The sequence below is a fragment of the Rhodoferax sp. RT4P68 genome, assembly GCF_056521305.1.
In genome coordinates this window covers 77065-96065 of record NZ_JBWMBB010000018.1, presented here as the reverse complement: position 1 = coordinate 96065, position 19001 = coordinate 77065, and the positions used below count along the sequence as shown (strand labels likewise).

The following is a 19001-nucleotide window of genomic DNA, read 5'->3' as shown; positions in this document are numbered from 1 at the left end:
ACATGAGCGAATCCACCCTCCTGGCCGGCAAGGTCATGGTCGTCACCGGTGCCGGTGGCGGCATCGGCCGCGACATCGCGCTGGCCATGGCCCGGGCCGGTGCCCGCATCGTCGTCAACGACATCGGCGCCTCGGTGGCCGGTGAAGGCAACGACGCCGGCCCCGCGCAGAAGGTCGTCGAAGAGATCAAGGCCCTGGGCGGCGAGGCTGCGGCCAACACCGACAGCGTCTCGGACCCGCGCGCCGCTGGCCGCATCATCACCACGGCGCTGGACAGCTTCGGCCGCATCGACGGCGTGGTCAACAACGCCGGCATCCTGCGCGACCGCTTCTTCCACAAGATGAGCGAAGACGAATGGGACGCCGTGCTGAAGGTGCACCTGTACGGCAGCTTCTACGTGAGCCGCGCCGCCGCCACGCACTTCAAGGAGCAGGAGTCCGGCGTGTTCGTGCACATGACCAGCACTTCGGGGCTGATCGGCAACTTGGGCCAGGCCAACTACGCGGCGGCCAAGCTTGGCGTGGCGGCGCTGTCCAAGTCCATCGCGCTGGACATGCAGAAGTTCAACGTGCGCAGCAACTGCATCTCGCCCTTCGCCTGGAGCCGCATGATCGGCTCGATCCCGACCGAGACGGACGCCGAGAAGGCCCGCGTGGAACGCATCAAGCAGATGACCCCCGCCAAGATCGCGCCGCTGGCCGTGGCCCTGGCCAGCGATGCCGCCAAGGACACGAACGGCCAGATTTTCGCCGTGCGCAACAACGAGATCTTCCTGATGAGCCAGCCGCGCCCGATCCGCTCGGTGCACCGCTCGGAAGGCTGGACGCCCGAGACCGTGCTGAGCCATGCGCTGCCGTCGATGAAGGCCGACTACTTCGGGCTGGACCGCTCCGGGGATGTGTTCACGTGGGATCCCGTGTGAGGGGTGCGAGGGGTGTGGGAGGCTGAGGTCAGGCGTTCACGGCCAACCCCTCGACCCGGTTGCGCCCGCCACGTTTGGCCCGGTACATCGCTTGGTCCGCCTGCTCGATCACCACATCCAGGTTCTGGCCGACGCTGCACAAGGCCAGACCCAGCGATGCCGTGACGTGGAGCCGTTCCGGCAGCTGCAGCAAGGGCGTGTCCGCCAGCGCGCTGCGCAGCCGCTCGGCCATGGCGTGGAGACTGGCCTCGTCCACGTCGCACATCACGCACAGGAACTCTTCTCCGCCCCAGCGCGCCAGGTGGTCCTGTCTGCGCAACTGGCTGCGCAAGCGCTCGGCCACGGCCACCAGCACGTTGTCGCCGACGCCGTGGCCGAAGCGGTCGTTGATCTGTTTGAAGTGATCGATGTCCAGCAGGATGATGCCGAAGCGCTGGCCAAGCCGCTGGTGCCGCGCGGGTGCCAGCAGTTGGCGCATCAGAGCGCGGCGGTTCAGGCATTGGGTCAGCGGGTCGAGGTCGGCCATTTCCTCGATGGCCGTCACGGCCCGCGTCAACTCCTCGTTCTTCTGGCGCAGCTGTTCGGCGATGGCCTCCGTTTCGAGACGGGCACGCATGCCTTGCAGGAAGAGGTGGCGCGAACTGCGGCCGTAAATCTGCACCATCACCAACAGCCCGCAGGCGATCATCTGGACTGAGAAAGAAGTTTGCACGGGGCGCTCCCAGGCCGCGTAGACCATCGGCCACATCAGTCCCAGATTGAACGCGACCAGCGCCGGCCACGACAGGCACAGGTTCTGGACCGAAAAGATGCCGACCGCGACGAGAAACAGCAGGTTGAACAGGTAGGCCTGCTGGACCTCCTGCAGCCCTGGCAACAGAGCCACACAGCCCCAGGCAGTGCCGGAGCCGAACAGCGCCAGGGTCACCCACCGCAGCCCCTTGGCACGTGCCGCCGGATCTGCGACATGGCGGCCGAGATGCCATGCGGCCAAGCCGTTGACACACTCGAACAGCATCATCGCCAGCACCCAGGCCAGCACGATGCGATCGTCCACATAGCGCAGCAGCAACAGCGCCTGCAGGCCGTAGCCCAACATCGAAGAGCGTGCCGACATGAAGTCGCGCATGGCGAGTTGCGCGGCCGACTCGCGCTGGACAGGTTCCGCCTCCAGAGCCATGCGCGCCAACCACGCGCCTGGCCGTTCACCCGACGCGGCGAGCGGTTCTCGCGCTTGGGGTCGCGGCATCTCGAGCACCTCTTTATGTTGGAAGGGACGGGGCCGAGACCGATCCCAGCGCGGCGGCGTACAAACGCGCCGTCGCGAAGCAAAACCGGGGGCCACCATGTCGATGACCCGGCCCCCCGCCGGGGCCCTTCGCGCGCGCCGTCTGTGTATGTGGCACGCTACAGCGTACCGGTCGGCCGCGCTGTTAACAATCGTCACGCCGCGCGCGGGTACAAGCCGTACAGGGCTTCAGATCCAAGACCGCACCCCTGCGGCGCAAGCTACCGGCTTGGCGCGGCAGATGCATGCCGCGCATCCGCCCTCAGCCCCTACAGCAACCGATCCGCAAAGCTGAAGTTCGCCAGATGGCGCACCAGCTCCGCCGCCAGCCGGGGCAGCGGCTGCCCGGCGCGGTTGACGATCTTGGTTTCACGTTGGGCCCAGGCGTCCGTCAGGGGCACCAACGCCAGCTTCATCGTGCGGGCGTGGCGCACGGCCGAGGAGCGCGGCAGGATGCCGATGCCCACGCCCGCCTCCACCAGCAGGCAGATCGACTCGAAGCTGGACACCTGGATGCGGAACTCCAGGTTGCGTCCGATCTGGCGCGCCAGCGGCGGCAGAAAACTGGCCAGCGCGCTGCCTTCGGCCAGCGAGATGTGCGGCTCGTCCAGCGTCTGCAGAAAGTCGACCTTCGCCAGCCTGGCCATCGCGTGCCCGGACGGCACCACGACGACCAGCTGGTCGACCACGAAATCGCGCACCTCCAGCCCCTGCATGTCCACATTGCCGGCCACCAGGCCGATGTCGGCATGGGCTTCGTGGATCGCCATCACGATTTCGGCGCTCAGGCGCTCATGCAGGTCGATGCTCACGTCGGGCTGCTGCGCCAGAAAGCTGGCCAGCGCCGAGGGCAGGGCGCTGCTGATCGAGGTGGTGTTGGCCAGCACCCGCACATGGCCCTTGGCACCCTCGGCGTAGTCGCGCAGCTCGATCTTGAGATGGTCTACCTCCTGCAGCACCTTGCGCGCGTGGTGCAGCAGCGCCTCGCCGGCCGGGTTCAGCTCCACCCCCTGGGGCTTGCGGTAGAACAGCTTGGTGCCGATGTTGTCTTCCAGCTGCTTGATGCGCGTGCTGGCCGCCGCCAGCGAGATGCAGGCGCGCTCGGCCCCGCGCCGCAGGTTGGATTCCTCGGCAACGAACACGAACAGACGGAGGTCGAACAGGTCGAAATGCATGGCGTCGGGCGGCGAGGGTAACGCACCGGCCGTGGCGCCCTCGCACACCGGGTGAACACCCCCTTTGCCAAAGACTGATGGCGGGCGAAGCTCGGCGGTGCGATCCTCGCGCCTCGCATCAGGTGGGGTGCGCATTTCAACCGACTCATCAGGAGACACATCAGCATGCAGACAGCTTCCCCCATCTTCGCGCGCCGCCGCGTCCTCGCCGGCCTGCTGTGCGCCGGCGCCCTGGCCACGGGCAGTGCCTTCGCGCAGCCGCAGCCCTTGCGCCTGGTCGTCGGCTACGCGGCCGGCGGCCCGGTCGACACAGCGGCCCGCCAGTTCGCACCGGTGCTCAGCCGCGAGTTGGGCCGTACCGTCATCGTCGAGAACAAACCCGGCGTGGCCGGCGCACTGGGGGGCGATGCCGTGGCACGCTCGGCGCCCGATGCCGGCATGCTGTACTTCGGCGCCAGCCCCACGCTGACCATCAGCCCGCATGTGCTCAAGTCGATGCCGTTCGACCCAGCCAAGGACTTGACGGCCCTGTCGCCCGTGCTGACCTACGCCAACGCCCTGGTCATCAACAAGGATCTGCCGATCAAGAACCTGCAGGACTTGATCGCCTACGCCAAGGCCAACCCCGGCAAGGTCACCTACGGCTCGGCCGGCATGGGGGCCTCCAACCATCTGAGCGGCGAGCTGTTCGCCAAGCAGAGCGGCCTCGCGATGACGCACGTGCCCTACAAGGGCAATGCGCCGGCCATGACCGATGTGATCGGCGGCCAGTTGACCATGATGTTCGACATCGTCAGCACCGCGCGCAACTACGTGCAGTCGGGCCGCGTGCGCCCGCTGGTCGTCACCTCGCGTGAGCGCAATGCCTCGCTGCCCGACGTGCCCACCATGCGCGAGGCCGGCCTGCCCGGCTACGAGGTGATCGGCTGGTACGGCATCTACGGCCCCGCGAAGATGACCGCCGCACAGGTGAGCGAGATCAACGCCGCCGTCGGCCGCGCGCAGGCTGACGAGGGGCTGCGCAAGCAGTGGTCCGAGCAAGGCTACGACATGTGGGCCGGTGCGCCCGGCGTGCTGGCCGAGCAACAGCGCAAGGATCTGGAGATGTGGCGCGGCGCCACCAAGGGCATCACCTTCGAGTGAACCATGCCATGGCCCACTTCCACCCCACCGTCCTGGCCCTGGCGGCCACGGCCTGCCTCGCCACCGGTCTGGTCCACGCCCAGGATGCCTGGCCCACAAAGACCGTCACCATCGTCGTCGCGGCCGCACCCGGCGGCACCACCGACATCGTGACGCGGCTGCTCGCCGTCTCGAAGCACGCGTGAACCCTCTGACCCTTTGGATGCACCACCCATGATCCGCGACCCCGACACCACCCAAGCCTTCCTGGACAGCGTGCGCAGCTTCGTCAAGGAGCGTCTCGTGCCCGCCGAGAACGAAGTGGCCGAGACCGACCAGATCCCCGAGGACATCGTCAAGGACATGAAGGCCATGGGCCTGTTCGGCCTGACCGTGCCTGAGGAATACGGCGGCCTGGGCGTGACGATGGAGGAAGAGTCGCTGATCATGTTCGAGATGGGCCGCACCTCGCCGGCGTTTCGTTCGCTGTTCGGCACCACGGTGGGCATCGGCTCGCAGGGCATCCTGATCGACGGCACGCAGGCGCAGAAGGACTACTACCTGCCCAAACTGGCCAGCGGCGAGTTGACGGCCAGCTTTGCGCTGACGGAGCCCGAGGCCGGCTCCGATGCGGGCTCGCTGCGCACCTCCGCACGACGCGAGACGGATGCGCAGGGCGACCACTACATCGTCAACGGCAGCAAGCGCTTCATCACGAATGCGCCCACGGCCGGCATGTTCACGCTGATGGCCCGCACCGACCCCAACAACAAGGGCGCGGGCGGCGTCTCGGCCTTCATCGTGGAGGCCAACACGCCCGGCATCACGGTCGGCAAGCCCGACAAGAAGATGGGCCAGCGCGGCGCGCACACGGCCGACGTCACCTTCGACAACGTGCGCGTGCCGGCCGAGAACATCATCGGCGGCAAGGAAGGCATGGGCTTCAAGACCGCGATGAAGGTGCTGGAAAAAGGCCGCATCCACATCGCCGCCATCTGCGTGGGCGCGGCCGAGCGCATGCTGGAAGATGCGCTGCAATACGCGATGGAGCGCCGCCAGTTCGGCCAGCCGATTGCCGAGTTCCAGCTGGTCCAGGCCATGCTGGCCGACAGCAAGATGGAGGTGTATGCCGCGCGCTGCATGGTGATCGACGCCGCGCGCCGCCGCGACGATGGCGAGAACGTGTCGACCGAGGCGTCGTGCTGCAAGCTGTTCGCCTCCGAGATGTGCGGCCGCGTGGCCGACCGCGCGGTGCAGATCTTCGGTGGCTCGGGCTATGTGGCCGACCACGGCATCGAGCGCTTCTACCGCGACGTGCGGCTGTTCCGTCTGTACGAGGGCACGAGCCAGATCCAGCAGTTGGTCATCGCGCGGAACATGATCAAAGCAGCGTCGTAAAGACGACCCCCGAGTCAGAAGGTGCCCCCAGTGAGCGGCTCCCGACAGCCGCCGCGCCGCGGTCCAGGCCGCCGTGTTCGGCACGCCGGATGCGAAGTGGGTTAAAGCCAGGTCGCGCTCGGCAGGGTCGCAGGGGTTCGCCAGTTCCGAACAGTGGGTTCTTGCTTGACGAAGGGCAGGCGCTACTTGTGCGGGTGTGCAGAACTATCATGACATGACAAATTTGCCCGACCTCGCATCAAACCATCTGGAGACAACCGCATGACGATTTTGCGCGCAGCATCTGCCTTCGCTTCGGTGGCCGCGCTGGCCACCGCCCTTGCAGCCGCCACCCCGGCCATGGCCCAGAACCAGACCATCGGCGCGTTGTTTCCGCTCAGCGGACCCAACGCGTCGTATGGCGACGTGTTCAGCTCGGGCGCCAACCTCGCCGTCGAGCACATCAACGCCGACAAGATGCTGAACGGCACCTTGGCCATCCAGTACGAAGACAGCCAGGGGCTGCCGCAACAGGGCGTGGTGGCGATGAACAAGCTGGTCAACGTGACCAAGGCGCCCTACGTGCTGTCGGCCTTCACGGGCGTGTCCAAGGCCGTGTCCGCCACCTCCACCCGCAGCAAGACCGTGACCGTCAACGGCGGCGGCGTGGGGCCTGATCTGGCCGAGCTCGGTCCCTATTTCTGGAACGTCATCCCGCTGGCCAACTTCGAAGTGAAGGCCATCCTTCCGTACCTGGCCAACGAGCGCAAACTCAAGAACTTCGTGCTGGTCTATGTGGACGATCCGCTTGGCCAGTCGATTCAGAAAGAGATGGAAAAGGCGTTGCCCGGCGTCGGCGGCAAGCTGCTGGAGTCGTTGTCCGTGCCCACCACGGCGCAGCAGTTCAGCGGCATCGCGGCACGCATCCGCGCGGCCAACCCCGATGCGGTCTACATCGCCTCGTATGGCGCGCAGCAGGCGCAGCTCATCAAGCAGTTGCGCGACAACGGGCTCAAGCAGCAGTTCGTCAGCTACTCGGCATTCTCGGTGCCCGAGACCGGCGTGTTGCCCGAGGCCATGGGCGCGCTCTACACCGCGCAAAGCGTGGACTGGGCATCTGCCGACCCGGTGACCAAGCGCTTCGCCGACGACTACCAGAAGAAGTACAGCAAGCCGCCCACCGCCTACGTGGCCAACTACTACAACGCCGTGCGGCTGTACGGCCTGCTGGCGCAACAGCTGATCCAGCAGGGCAAGCCCGTCACCGGTGAGAACCTGCTGGCCCAGCGCCTGCAGAGCAAGACCTTCGACATGGTCGGCGGCAAGGTCACGTTCTCGGACAACGGCACCGTCGTCAGCCCCATGCAGGTGGTCGAGATCGACGGCAAGGGGGGCAAGATCGTCGCCAGCGGCCTGCGCTAGTCGAGAGCGGCGCCGTCCATGCTGCTGCTCCAGCTGCTCGTCAACGGTCTGCAGCTCGGCGCGCTCTACGCGCTGATCGCGGTGGGCTTCTCGCTGATCTTCGGCTCGACGAAGGTCTTCCACTTCGCCCATGGCGCGACGTTCACGATCGCCGCCTACGTCTTCTACGACCTGTACAGCGTGCGCCAGGCGCATTGGCTGCTCGGTGCATCCGCCGCAGCGCTGGCGGCCGTGGCCTTCGGTGTCTTGTTGGACCGCCTGGTGTATGAACCGATCCGGCGTCACCGCGGTTCGTTCTTCACCTTGTTCGTGGCCTCGTTCGGCGCCGGCATTGTGGTGCAGAACCTCATCGGCATGGTGTTCGGCCGCAGCTTCGTGTCGGTGTCCACGCCGCTGTCCAGGAGCGTGGAAGTCACGGGCGGCTTGTTCGTGCCGCCGCTGGCCGGCATCGCCGTGGCGTGCGCACTGGTGTTCTTCGGTGCGCTGCAGTTTCTGCTGATGCGCACCCATGTCGGCATGGGCATGCGCGCGCTTTCCGAGAACCCCGAGCTCGTGCGCGCCTACGGCATGAGCCCGCAACGTCTGTCGGTGTTCGTGTTCGCGCTGGGCTCGCTGCTGGTCGTGCCCGCCGCCATCCTGACGGCCGCCAGTTCAGGCCTGAACCCTGCGATCGGCCACCACGTGATGCTGGTCAGCCTGGCGGCCACCATCGTGGGCGGCGTGGGCAGTCTGCGCGGCGCCGCCTGCGCCGGCCTGCTGCTGGGCATGGCCGAGAACCTGGCGCTGCTGTACTTCGGCTCGCAGTGGAGTGAGGCCGTCACCTTTCTCGTGCTGTTCCTGTTCATCCTGGTGCGTCCGTCCGGTTTCTTCGGTCGCGCCACCGCGCATTGAGTCCACCATGCTTGCCTATGCCCTGAACCTGGCCACCCTGGTGTGCATCAATGCGGTGCTGGCCATCACGCTGAACTTCATCATGGGCTACGCCGGCATCTTCTCGCTGGCCCATGCCGTGTTCTTCGGCGTCGGCGCGTATGCGGCGGCCAACGTCGCGCTGCACATCGGCCCCTCACTGTTGCTGGCGGTGCCGGCGGCCATGGCGGCTGCGGCCGTGCTGTCGCTGGTGCTGGCGCTGCCGGCGCTGCGGGTGCGCGGTGAATATTTCGTTGCCGCGTCGCTCGGCCTGCAGGTGCTGGGCGTCACCGTGTTCGCCGAGTGGAAGGGTGCTACCGGCGGGCTGGGCGGCTTGATCGGCATCCCTCCTGCGCAGCTCTTCGGTCGCGAGCTGAGCGACCCGGCCGCCTTTCTGGCGCTGTCGGTGGCGTGCCTGGTGCTGGTGATCGCCATCACCAGCGTGCTGCTGCGCTCGAGCTTCGGGCGCAACCTGCAGGCCATCCGTGACAGCGAATCGGCGGCGCACGCCTTCGGCAAGAACGTGGCCGCGATCAAGACGCTGTCGGTGGTGATCTCTTCGGCGCTGACCGGTATTGCCGGCGCGCTGTACGCGTTCTACCTGGGCTTCATCAACGTGGAAAGCTTCATGCTGGACAACTCTGTGCTGGTGATGGCGATGGTCATCATCGGCGGCACCGGCACGCTGATGGGCCCCATCGTCGGCGCGGTGCTGCTGATGCTGTTGCCCACGCTGTTCAGCTACATGAGCTTTCTGCCGCCGACCGAGATCGGCTCCATCCAGCAGATCGCCTACGGCCTGGCCATGGTGGTGCTGATGATGCTGCGCCCGGGCGGGCTGGTGGGCAGCGGGCGGGGGAGCCGATGAGCGGCCGCACGACCGACTCGCAGGTGCTGCTGAGCATCCGCGGCCTGCACAAGAGCTTCGGCGGGCTGAAGGTGACAGATGACGTCTCCATGGACCTGCGCGCCGGCCTGATCACCACGCTTGTCGGCCCCAACGGTGCCGGCAAGACCACACTGTTCAACCAGATCACCGGTCACCTCACGCCGGACGCTGGCGACATCCTCTGGCAGGGCCGCTCGCTGCTGGGCCAGTCGCACTACGCCATCGCCCGCATGGGCGTGGCCCGTACCTTTCAGGACTTGCGCCTGTTCGACCAGATGTCAGTCGAGGACAACGTGTTGACCGTGATGGAGCCGAGCGCCTGGGTCTGGCAGCGCGGCGGCCGCGCGGCCGCGCGCGCACGGCGTGAGAAGACCGCGCAGATCCTCGCCAAGACCGGCTTGACTGGCGCAGCCAAGGTGCGCGCGATCGAGCTGGCGTACGCCGAGCGCAAGTTTCTGAGCCTGGCGCGCATTATGGCCGCCGACGCCAAAATCTGGCTGTTGGACGAGCCTGCCTCGGGCCTGGACCGCGGCTCCTACCAGATGTTCCTGGACCTGCTGCGCAACGAGGTGAAGAGTGGCGTGACCGTCTGCATCATCGAACACAACCTGGACATCGTGCTCAGCATTTCCGACCGCATCGCCTTTCTGGACCGCGGCAAGCTGCTGGCCGACGGCGACCCTGCCACGATCCTGAAAGACCCGCACCTGGCGGCCATCTATTTCGGCGAGCAGACGGAGGCCAGCGCGTGACCGCGCCCACCACCGCCCCGGCCGTGCTGCAGACCCGCGGCCTGGTGGTCGGCTATGGTGGCCACCCCGTGCTCGGCGGCATCGACATGGCGCTGAGGCCGGCCGAGGTGCTGTGCCTGATCGGCCACAACGGCGCCGGCAAATCCACGCTGCTCAAGTGCCTGTTCGGCTTGCTGCCGCGCCAGGGCGGTGATGTCCTGCTGGACGGCCAGCCGCTCGGCCGCGTCGAGCCGCGCGCGCTGACCGCTGCCGGCATCTCGCTGATGCCCGAGGGGCGCGGTGTGTTCCCCGGCTTGACGGTGGAGGAGACACTGAAGCTCGGCCTGTGGGCCGCCAACGTGCCCGTGGCCAAGCGGGCCGAGCGGGTGGACTGGGTGCTGGATGTGTTGCCCGCGCTGCGTGACCTGTACCAGCGCCGCGCCGGCACCTTGTCGGGCGGGCAGCAGCAGATGCTGTCCATCGGCCGCGCGCTGCTGAGCCGCCCGCGCTGCCTGCTGATGGACGAGCCCTCGATCGGCCTGGCGCCCAAGCTTTTCCAGGACCTGCTGCAACCCATCCGCGAACTGCAGCGCTCGACCGGCATGTCCATCCTGCTGGTCGAGCAGAACGTCAAGGAAGCGCTGAAGGTCGCCGACCGCGTCATCGTCATGAAGTCCGGCCAGCTGATCCGCGAGGCGCTGCCGCACGAGCTGAGCGACAACGTCGCGCTGATGGAGCTGTACTGAGCATGTTGCCCACACTGCCGCACCTGCTGGACCGGCATGCTGCCGAACGCGGGGGCGCGACGGCCTTCATCGACGAAGGGCGCAACGTCTCCTACGCTGAATTCGCAGGCCACGTGGCGCGCACCGCCGCCTGGCTGCAGGCCCAGGGCGTAGAGCCGGGCGACCGCGTGGCGGTGTGGCTGGTGAACCGGCTGGAATGGCTGGCGCTGCACTTCGCGCTGGCCCGCATCGGCGCCGCGCTGATGACCGTGAACACGCGCTATCGCGCGCATGAAGTGGCCTACATCCTGGAGCGCTCGCGCGCGCGGCTGCTGGTGATGCAGCTGCACTTTCACAGCATCGACTTCGCCGCCATCGTGGCCGACGTGCCGCACGCGGCCGCTGGCAGCCTGTTGCGCGTGGCCGTGGCGGATGCGGTCGATGCGGCGCTGCCGGCCACGCTGCTGGGCAAGCCCACCGTCCGCTTCGCTTTGGACGCGTTGCCCGCCGCGCCGGCTGGCGCGTTCGCACTCCCCGGCACCGTCGACCCCGATGCCGCCTGCATCCTCTTCACCACCTCTGGCACGACCAGCGGCCCCAAGCTCGTTGTGCATTCGCTGCGCACGGTGGCCCTGCACGCACAGCGCGTGGCCCAGGCCTTTGGACTGCAGGAGGCCTCTGCGCTACTGCTCGCCGCCTTGCCACTGTGCGGCGTCTTCGGCTTCGTCGCGGCCATGGCCGCCTTCGCCGCGGGCCGGCCCGTCGTGCTGCAGGACAGCTTTGAGGCCGGGCGCGCTGCCAGACTGATCCAGGGCCATGCCATCACCCACCTGTTCGGTAGCGACGAAATGGTGCGGCGGCTGCTCGACCAGGTGGCCGGTGACCAGCCGTTTCCCAGCCTGCGCGTCGTGGGCTATGCCGCCTTCCAGCCCGGCGCCGAGGCGCTGGCGCGCGAGGCCTGGGCACGCCAGGTGCCGATGCTGGGCTTATACGGCTCCAGCGAAGTGCAGGCGCTGTTTTCGCTGCAGCAGCCCGGCTTGCCGCTGGAGCAGCGCATCGAGGCCGGCGGCACGCCAGCGCACGCCGGCGCCGAGGTGCGCATCCGCGACATCGCCACTGGCGCGCTGCTGCCGCCAGGGCAGAGCGGCGCCATCGAGATTCGCTCGGACACCAACTTCATCGGCTATCTGGACAACCCGCAGGCCATGCAGGCGGTGATGGATGCCGAGGGCTTCTTTCGCACCGGCGACATCGGCGCCTTGCGCGCGGATGGCAGCTTTGTCTACCAGACGCGGCAGGGCGACGTGATGCGTTTGGGCGGCTACCTCGTCAGCCCGGCCGAGATCGAAGAATCGCTGAAGGCCCAGCCCGGCGTGGCCGATGTTCAGGTGGTCGCGGTGGAGATTGACGGGCGCACGCGCGCCGTGGCCTTTGCCATTGCGCAGCCCGGCGCCGCGCTGGACGTGCAGCAGCTGCGCCAGGCGGTCGCATCAAACCTGGCGGCCTTCAAAGTGCCGGCGCACATCTGGCAGGTGGAGCGCTTTCCCGTTACCGAGAGTGCCAACGGCACCAAGATCCAGCGCGCCAAGTTGCGCGACATGGCCCTGCAGCGCATGGCGCCCCCGGGCGTCGAAGGAACCTCGGCATGAACTCGCTCTACCTCGAAGACTTCCACGACGGCCAGGTGTTCAAGAGCAGTGGTCGCACCATCACCGAGGCCGATCTGACGATCTTCTCGATGGTGTCGGGAGACTGGAATCCTATCCACGCCGACGCCGAATATGCCAAGGGCACGCGCCACGGCCAGCGCCTGGTGCACGGCGTGATGATCATCGCGATCGCCATCGGCAAGCTGCACGAGCTGGGCATCTTCGAAGACTCGGCCATCGCGATGGTGGACCTGAAGGAATGGAAGTTCCTGGCGCCGGTCTTCGTCGGCGACACCTTGCATCTGACGCTGACCATCGTCTCCGTCACGCCCGGCAAGAGCGGCCGCAGCGGCAGCCTCGTGCGGCGCTTTCAGATCCTGAACCAGCATGGCGCGGTGATCCAGGACGGACTCAGCACGCTGCTGGTTAAGACGCGGGCGGGCGCGCAGCCGGCAGGCTGAGGCAGACCTGCAGCATCGCAGCACCACCACCGGGCCGGTCTGGCTCATGCGAACATGGCCCGCTGTTGACCCACTTCTGGAGCACTGCATGCCCACCCTCGACCATTTCCCACCCCAGGGCCGTGCCACCACGCCGCCGCTCTCGTCCGCCGTGCGCGTGGGCGATCTGGTGTTCGTCTCCGGCACGCCGGGCTACCGCGCCGATGGCGGCATGGACGATGACTTCGGCGCGCAGTTCGAGCTCACGATCACCGCGCTGCAGGCCGTGCTGGCCCGCGCCGGCGCCAGCCTGCGATCCCTGGTCAAGGTCAACGTGTTGCTGACCCGCCCGCAGGACGTGGCCGAGATGAACCGCCGCTATGCCGAGGCCTTCGGTCCCGCCCCGTACCCCGCGCGCACCACCTGCGTGGTGGCGGCGCTGCCTGACCCGCGCATGCTGATCGAGATCGAATGCGTGGCGCTGTGCGGCGACACCGCGCCCTGACGCCGCACCGCTCCGGCCGGCGCACGCCCATGTCAACGCAGTACTACACCGCGACCAGCCTCGATGGCTTCATTGCCACCGAAGACGATTCGCTGGACTGGCTGTTTCCGCTGGGCGACATCAACGACACGGCTACCCGGCGTTCTTCGAGCAGGTGGGCGTGCTGGCCATGGGCGCGAGTACCCACCGGCGACCCCACGTAGATCGTGGTGGGCCGCCGCAGCCCACTGGCCGGAGCGGCTGGAAGCTGCTAAGTTGATGCATCCGTCCGCAGGAGGTGCGCCATGCAATACGCCATAGACTACGCCGCACTGCAGGCCGGCATTGCCCAGCGTTTCCGCGACGTGCCCCACGACGCGCCCGCTCGACCGGTGCGCATGGTGGGCGTTGTCTTCGCGCCGCCGGGATCACCCATCGCCAAGGCGGAGATCGTGCCGAGGATCGGCGACTGGCACTACCGCTCGGGCCAGCACATCGACTTCTGGTTCGCCGGCTACTCGCCGTCGAGCGATGGTGCGCCCGGTTACGTCAAGGTGGAGATTCCGGGGTTCCGTGCCTGGGACTACAGCGCCGAGCATTTCAACGCCCTGCGCAACGAATTCAAGGCGCGCTCACTCTGGCAGCCCAGCGGCAGCGCCGAGTTGTTGCTGCTCAATGCCCGCTGCGGGCCGCCGGACCATGTGGCACAGCTGGACTACAGCGCGGTGGTGTGTTGCCAGCTCGATCTGATGAAGGTCGACCAGGCCATCCTCAGCGTGGAGCGCTTCTTTGAATCCGTGTTCCGCTTCGCCGAGACGGCGGATGGCGCGGACCCGGTATGGTCGTTCAGCGACCAGCAGGGTGTGGGCATCGCCGGCTCGGCGCTCAAGCGCGCGGTGTTGTCGCTGCTGCCCACCGGTGTGCAGGCCGAGTACCGCAAGGCCGAGCACTTTGCCGTGCGGGACCTCGCGCGAAGGCCGTCCTGCCAGAGCTCGAACCCATGACACAGCAGGAACGTGACGTGCTGCAGAGCGTGCTCCAGGCCCGCTTCGAACAGCACCCCGGTCGGCACCCAGGCGTTGCATGGGCGCACGTCCTGGCCCGGCTTGCGGCGCACCCTGGCGCCTGGCGCGCGCTGCAAGCGATGGAGGCCACGGGCGGCGAGCCGGATGTCGTGCGGCACGACGCGGCATCGGGCGAGGTGATGTTCTGCGACTGCTCTGCAGAGAGCCCCGTCGGCAGGCGCAGTGCCTGCTACGACCGCGCTGGCTTGGACTCTCGCAAGGAGCATCGGCCCGCGCACACCGCCGTCGACATGGCGAACGAGATGGGCGTGGAGCTGCTGACGCAGGACCAGTACCGGCACCTGCAGACGCTCGGCGCGTTCGATACCAAGACGTCCAGCTGGATACAGACCCCTGACGATGTGCGCCGGCTCGGTGGCGCATTGTTCTGCGACCGCCGCTATGGACATGTCTTCACGTACCACAACGGCGCGCAGTCGTACTACGCGTCTCGCGGGTTTCGCAGCTGGCTGCGGGTGTAGTCTCTACAAGGACCGTGGTCCGGTGGCGAAGACATGCAAGACGGAACACGGGCGTCCACACTAGACTGACGCACATGGAGGCTCCATGGATTCATCTCTTGTAAAAAGTGATCCCGAGATCATGAGCGGCGCGCTCTGCTTCGCTGGCACGCGTGTGCCCGTCAAGGCGCTCTTTGACTACCTGGAAGGTACGTCGTCGCTGGACGAGTTCCTGGAAGACTTTCCGAGTGTTTCCAGGGGCCGTGCTGTCGCAGTGCTTGAAGCGGCTCGCCAGCGATTGGTCGCCGATGCGGCTGCTGCTTGACGAGTGCGTCCCGGCACGCTTGAAGCGGCTTCTGCCAGGCCATGACGTCTCGACGGTCGTTGCGCAAGGCTGGTCGGGCGTCAAGAACGGAAGGCTGCTCGGGCTGGCGGGTCAGAGCTTCGACGCCTTCATTACCGTCGACAAGAACCTCCCATACAACAGAACCAGTCGAGCTTGCCGGTCGCAGTGCTTGTGCTGGACGCTCAGTCCAATGAGCTTGCGGCCCTTGTCCCGCTGGTGCCCGCACTGGAGGAGGCCCTCGTAGTTTTGACGCCTGGCAGCTACGTTCTCGTGCGATTGCAGGCTTGAACGCTCTCGGCGCTGCTGCAGCTGCTGCCGGCTCGTGCAGCGGCTCAGGGCGACTTCAGTTCGCCACCCCGCGCCGAAACTCTTCCCGCGACAGATGGCGGTCGTGGTCCGCGTCGATCTCGTCGAAGCGTTCCACTACCGCCGGAAAGCGCTGCGCCTCTTCACGGCTGAGGCGGTTGTCGCCGTTCGCGTCGGCCCGGGTGAAGGCCGTGTCCACGCTGCTGGCGGGCCGCGCCGGGGCCCGGTCGCTGGTGGTCAGGGCCTGCGCGCTGGCCGCGCTCTCGCGCAGCGTCGCGGCCTGCTGCAGATTCTGTGCGGCCACGCCGGCGCTGCCCATGGCCAACGCGGCAAACAGGGCCACACTGTGGTGTTCGAATCGGGCGAGCGGGCGGATCTTGTGGGGCATTGGAAAAGGCGTCATCGTCGTGAAAGGAGCGCGATTGCACCGCAGTGCGCCGGCACATGCCAGCACACTTGCTTCCTGTTGCGACGCTCACAAGTGCGCTTGACGCGCCATACATCCGCACACGCGGCGTAACGCACAATGCGCGGCTTGCGCGGCCCACGTCGCGACGCACTTTCGGGGGATGACAGCATGGCTAACAGGCTCACACAGATCGCCACGCGCACCGGCGACGACGGCAGCACCGGCCTGGGCGACAACAGCCGCGTCGGCAAGGACAGCCTGCGCATCGCGGCCATCGGCGATGTGGACGAACTCAACTCGCACCTGGGCCTGCTGCTGTGCGAGCCCATGCCGCAGCCCGTGCGCACGCTGCTGGTCGATGTGCAGCATCAGCTGTTCAACCTGGGTGGCGAGCTCTCCATCCCCGGCTTCGAGTTGCTCAAGGCCGAGGCTCTGCTCCAGCTCGACCAGGCCCTGGCCGACCACAACGCGCAGCTGCCGCGCCTGGCCGAGTTCATCTTGCCGGCAGGCACGCGCGCCGCGTCGCAGGCACATGTCTGCCGCACCGTGGCGCGCCGGGCCGAGCGCGCCGTCGTCGCACTGGGCCGCGGCGAGGCCGTGCGCGATGCGCCGCGCCACTACCTGAACCGGCTGTCGGACCTGCTGTTCGTGCTCGCGCGCGTGCTCAATCGCGTGGACGGCGGTGACGACGTGTACTGGAAAAGCGAGCGCATGGCGCGCGCCGGGCAGGGCGACTGACGGCTGCGTGCGCCGGCCGCCCGCCGCCGCGCATCCGCACGAAACGGCGATCCGCTGAGCTCTGTCCTAAGCGGAGGCGAGAGAGGAAGCGGAAGGCGGCTCGACGGGCCCCGCAGCGCCATGCTCCAGGATCTCGGCCGCTGCACGCAGTGATGCGCTCGCGGTAGGCGCTGCCGCCGCAGGTGGTGCGGCGGGCGTGGACCTGGCGTGTTCCCATGCCTCGAATGCGGCAGCCTTCATCGGGCGTGCAATCAGGTAGCCCTGCGCCGCATCGCAGCCGGACGCTGCAATCAGATCGAACTGGGCCTGGTCTTCCACCCCCTCGGCCACCACCGTCAGACCCAGCGCGTGCACCAGCTGCGTGATCGCATGGAAGATCGCTGCATCGCCGACGCTCTGCGTCGCGTGCACGATGAAGCTGCGGTCCAGCTTGACCGAGGTCAGCGGCAGCCGCGGTAGCTGCGACAGCGTGGAGTAGCCCACGCCGAAATCGTCCATCGCCACCTTGAAGCCATGGGCCCGGGCCTTCACCAGCTGGCTGATCGCGGAGTTCGACGCCAGCACGCTTTCCGTCACCTCGATGCACAGGCGGTGCGCGCCCAGGCCGTGGCGGCGGGCGACGCTGGCCAGGTCGGCCACCACGTCGCCGCTTGTGAACTGCACCGGCGAGATGTTGATGTTCAGTGTGGGGCACAGGCCGGGGCTGGCCGACTCCCACGCGGCTGCCTGCCGCACCGCAATCTCCATCAGCTTGAGCCCGAGCGGAATGATCAGCCCCGTGCGCTCGGCCAGGTGGATGAAGCGGTCGGGCGGCACCATGCCCAGCTTCGGATGCGTCCAGCGCGCCAGGGCCTCCACGGCCACCAGGCGCTGGTCGGTCACGCGCACGACCGGCTGGAACGCCAGGCTCAGTTCGTCGTCGCGCCGCAGCGCCACGTGCAGGTCCTGTTCGAGCTCGGCCTCCTGTCGGCGCGCGTCGTGCATGGTCCGCGCGAAGAGGACGCACTGGTTGCCGCCGCGGCTCTTGGCCACATACATGGCGTCGTCGGCCGACTGGCGCAGATCGCCCGTCCCGGCGCTGTCCGTGTGCGCCACGCCGACGCTGGCCGTCAGACGAAAGTTGCGGCCGTCGATGTCATAGGGCTGCGCCAGTGCCTTGGTGGCGGCGATGCCCATCTGCTCGGCCTGCTGCACGGTCACGTTCACCATGAACAGGGCGAACTCGTCACCGCCCAGGCGCGCCACCAGGCTGCTGCGGTCCAGCGCGCGCAGGCGCCGTGCCACCACGCGCAGAATGTGGTCGCCCTGGTCCGCACCCAGCGCCTCGTTCACGGAGCGAAAGCGGTCCAGGTCGATGAACAGGCTGGCCGACGGGCGTCCGTCGACCATGCGTTCCGCGCGCTGGCGCGCCATGCTGTTGCGTGTGAGCAGGCCGGTCAGCCCGTCGTGCGTGGACGTGCGCTCCAGCACGCGCTCGGCCACGGTGCGCAGCCGGTCAAGCCGGTCGGCGCGCACGGTGATGACCGCGACCACCAGCCAGACCAACGCCGCGATGGCTGCCGACTCATAGATGAGCAGGTACCGGTCTGCGGGCAGGTGCACGCCAGGGTTGTCGATGCTGCGCGCGACGAACCACCCGATCAGCAGCAACAGCGCTGTCGAACTGCCCAGCAGCAGCCGGGCCAGCCGGCCCGGGGCGGACGGCGCGGTCAAGGCGCGCATGAAACCGTGCCGTGCGGTCGCGAACAGCAGGGCCAGTGCAAACGCACCGATGGCCAGCCACTGGGCAGGCCCCACGCTGCCCCAGAACGGCGAGACGTTGGCCAGGTAGCCCGTGGTGCCCACGAACAACAGCACCACCGCACCGCAGGCAAACCCCTGCGCGGCGATGGGGCTGCGCTGGCGCCGCAGAAGCTCGGCGAACGCCAGCATCAGCAAGGCCGTGGCGACGTTGGCCGGCATGTCCACGGGCTTGCCAGCGGCCGCCTGTGCGTCCAGGACGGTGCGAAACGGCGTCAACGCGTCCAGCCACACCGGCCCGATGGTGGGCGCGGCGAGGCGCACGGCCAGCAGCGCGACCAGCACCGCCAGCGCGCCGTAGGTCACGCTGCGCCACCGGAGCGAGCGTGGCCGCCCGGGCCACAGCGCGACCGCCAGCACGACCAGGCACAGCGCCGTGTACGGGTGCATCGCGGGCAGGCCGTCCACCCACCGCCATCCGAGCTCCAGGCCCGTGGCGTAGGCCAACAGCACGCACAGTCCCATCAGCCCGCCCAGCAGCGCGCTGGTGAGCCGGTGCGTAAAAAAGGAACGCGGGGGGCCGCGTTTGACCGACTGGGCGACTTTCTCCAGAGCCAACCTGGGAACTACCAAACCCGCAGTGCGCATGATCCGAACTTCATGAATGAGGGCATGTGTGGCCGCCCCTGTTGGAAGCGGTCGCGCTCGCCCGTGGACGGTGGACCTCCGGAAGCTGCGGCCATTTCCGGCAAGATTGGTTCAGTATATGTGCATGTTTCGTCTTGTAATTGTTCGAATTGCGT

Annotated in this window: 20 protein-coding genes and 1 pseudogene; 17 read left to right on the top strand and 4 right to left on the bottom strand. The window is 67.7% G+C overall.

Annotation, left to right across the window (positions count from 1 at the left end):
- Positions 1 to 2 precede the first annotated feature (2 nt).
- Positions 3 to 923 carry an SDR family NAD(P)-dependent oxidoreductase gene (locus AC099J_RS28800; RefSeq protein WP_479618749.1) on the top strand — a complete coding sequence of 307 codons (921 nt, stop codon included), beginning with the start codon at positions 3 to 5 and terminating at the stop codon, positions 921 to 923.
- A 28-nt stretch (positions 924 to 951) separates the two neighbouring features.
- On the opposite strand, the gene AC099J_RS28795 is transcribed toward AC099J_RS28800, so the two are convergent.
- Together AC099J_RS28795 and AC099J_RS28790 are read right to left on the bottom strand one after the other, a co-directional pair.
- Positions 952 to 2172 carry a GGDEF domain-containing protein gene (locus tag AC099J_RS28795; protein ID WP_479618748.1) on the bottom strand — a complete coding sequence of 407 codons (1221 nt, stop codon included), beginning with the start codon at positions 2170 to 2172 and terminating at the stop codon, positions 952 to 954.
- 308 nt (positions 2173 to 2480) lie between these two features.
- Positions 2481 to 3386, bottom strand: coding sequence for a LysR substrate-binding domain-containing protein (locus tag AC099J_RS28790; protein ID WP_479618747.1), 906 nt, complete (start codon positions 3384 to 3386; stop codon positions 2481 to 2483).
- A 165-nt stretch (positions 3387 to 3551) separates the two neighbouring features.
- Here AC099J_RS28790 and AC099J_RS28785 point away from each other — a divergent pair, with 165 nt between their 5' ends.
- The 15 genes and pseudogenes from AC099J_RS28785 to AC099J_RS28715 all read left to right on the top strand — a co-directional run bounded on the left by AC099J_RS28785 (position 3552) and on the right by AC099J_RS28715 (position 14984).
- On the top strand, positions 3552 to 4529 hold the full coding sequence (locus tag AC099J_RS28785; protein ID WP_479618746.1) for a Bug family tripartite tricarboxylate transporter substrate binding protein: 978 nt from the start codon (positions 3552 to 3554) through the stop codon (positions 4527 to 4529).
- Positions 4530 to 4537: 8 nt separating this feature from the next.
- Positions 4538 to 4714, top strand: a complete 177-nt coding sequence (locus tag AC099J_RS28780; protein ID WP_479618745.1) for a hypothetical protein — start codon at positions 4538 to 4540, stop codon at positions 4712 to 4714.
- A gap of 28 nt (positions 4715 to 4742) precedes the next feature.
- Positions 4743 to 5906 (top strand): acyl-CoA dehydrogenase family protein, encoded by a 1164-nt coding sequence (locus tag AC099J_RS28775; protein WP_479618744.1) that lies wholly within the window; start codon positions 4743 to 4745, stop codon positions 5904 to 5906.
- 261 nt (positions 5907 to 6167) lie between these two features.
- Positions 6168 to 7307: an ABC transporter substrate-binding protein gene (locus AC099J_RS28770; protein WP_479618743.1), complete on the top strand. Its 1140-nt coding sequence runs from the start codon at positions 6168 to 6170 to the stop codon at positions 7305 to 7307.
- A gap of 18 nt (positions 7308 to 7325) precedes the next feature.
- Positions 7326 to 8198 carry a branched-chain amino acid ABC transporter permease gene (locus AC099J_RS28765; protein WP_479618742.1) on the top strand — a complete coding sequence of 291 codons (873 nt, stop codon included), beginning with the start codon at positions 7326 to 7328 and terminating at the stop codon, positions 8196 to 8198.
- A 7-nt stretch (positions 8199 to 8205) separates the two neighbouring features.
- Positions 8206 to 9084, top strand: a complete 879-nt coding sequence (locus AC099J_RS28760; protein ID WP_479618741.1) for a branched-chain amino acid ABC transporter permease — start codon at positions 8206 to 8208, stop codon at positions 9082 to 9084.
- A complete protein-coding gene (locus AC099J_RS28755) occupies positions 9081 to 9857 on the top strand; it encodes an ABC transporter ATP-binding protein (protein WP_479618740.1) in 777 nt (258 codons plus the stop codon). Before AC099J_RS28760 ends, AC099J_RS28755 begins: the two co-directional genes overlap by 4 nt.
- Positions 9854 to 10582, top strand: a complete 729-nt coding sequence (locus AC099J_RS28750) for an ABC transporter ATP-binding protein (RefSeq protein WP_479618739.1) — start codon at positions 9854 to 9856, stop codon at positions 10580 to 10582. The genes AC099J_RS28755 and AC099J_RS28750 overlap by 4 nt, the downstream gene beginning before the upstream one ends.
- Before the next feature lie 2 nt (positions 10583 to 10584).
- Positions 10585 to 12210 carry an AMP-binding protein gene (locus AC099J_RS28745; RefSeq protein WP_479618738.1) on the top strand — a complete coding sequence of 542 codons (1626 nt, stop codon included), beginning with the start codon at positions 10585 to 10587 and terminating at the stop codon, positions 12208 to 12210.
- Positions 12207 to 12671 carry a MaoC/PaaZ C-terminal domain-containing protein gene (locus AC099J_RS28740; RefSeq protein WP_479618737.1) on the top strand — a complete coding sequence of 155 codons (465 nt, stop codon included), beginning with the start codon at positions 12207 to 12209 and terminating at the stop codon, positions 12669 to 12671. Before AC099J_RS28745 ends, AC099J_RS28740 begins: the two co-directional genes overlap by 4 nt.
- A gap of 88 nt (positions 12672 to 12759) precedes the next feature.
- Positions 12760 to 13155: a RidA family protein gene (locus AC099J_RS28735; protein WP_479618736.1), complete on the top strand. Its 396-nt coding sequence runs from the start codon at positions 12760 to 12762 to the stop codon at positions 13153 to 13155.
- 29 nt (positions 13156 to 13184) lie between these two features.
- Positions 13185 to 13342: pseudogene (locus AC099J_RS28730) on the top strand (dihydrofolate reductase family protein); the annotation flags it as partial.
- Between the two features lie 97 nt (positions 13343 to 13439).
- On the top strand, positions 13440 to 14138 hold the full coding sequence (locus AC099J_RS28725; protein WP_479618735.1) for a hypothetical protein: 699 nt from the start codon (positions 13440 to 13442) through the stop codon (positions 14136 to 14138).
- Complete coding sequence (locus AC099J_RS28720) at positions 14135 to 14680, top strand: DUF4256 domain-containing protein (RefSeq protein WP_479618734.1); 546 nt, start codon at positions 14135 to 14137, stop codon at positions 14678 to 14680. Before AC099J_RS28725 ends, AC099J_RS28720 begins: the two co-directional genes overlap by 4 nt.
- An 85-nt stretch (positions 14681 to 14765) precedes the next feature.
- Complete coding sequence (locus AC099J_RS28715) at positions 14766 to 14984, top strand: DUF433 domain-containing protein (protein WP_479618733.1); 219 nt, start codon at positions 14766 to 14768, stop codon at positions 14982 to 14984.
- 364 nt (positions 14985 to 15348) lie between these two features.
- On the opposite strand, the gene AC099J_RS28710 is transcribed toward AC099J_RS28715, so the two are convergent.
- Positions 15349 to 15699, bottom strand: a complete 351-nt coding sequence (locus AC099J_RS28710; RefSeq protein WP_479618732.1) for an EF-hand domain-containing protein — start codon at positions 15697 to 15699, stop codon at positions 15349 to 15351.
- 189 nt (positions 15700 to 15888) lie between these two features.
- On the opposite strand from AC099J_RS28710, the gene AC099J_RS28705 reads away from it, so the two are divergent.
- Positions 15889 to 16458: a cob(I)yrinic acid a,c-diamide adenosyltransferase gene (locus AC099J_RS28705; RefSeq protein WP_479618731.1), complete on the top strand. Its 570-nt coding sequence runs from the start codon at positions 15889 to 15891 to the stop codon at positions 16456 to 16458.
- A gap of 66 nt (positions 16459 to 16524) precedes the next feature.
- On the opposite strand, the gene AC099J_RS28700 is transcribed toward AC099J_RS28705, so the two are convergent.
- Complete coding sequence (locus AC099J_RS28700) at positions 16525 to 18846, bottom strand: putative bifunctional diguanylate cyclase/phosphodiesterase (RefSeq protein ID WP_479618730.1); 2322 nt, start codon at positions 18844 to 18846, stop codon at positions 16525 to 16527.
- Positions 18847 to 19001 lie beyond the last annotated feature (155 nt).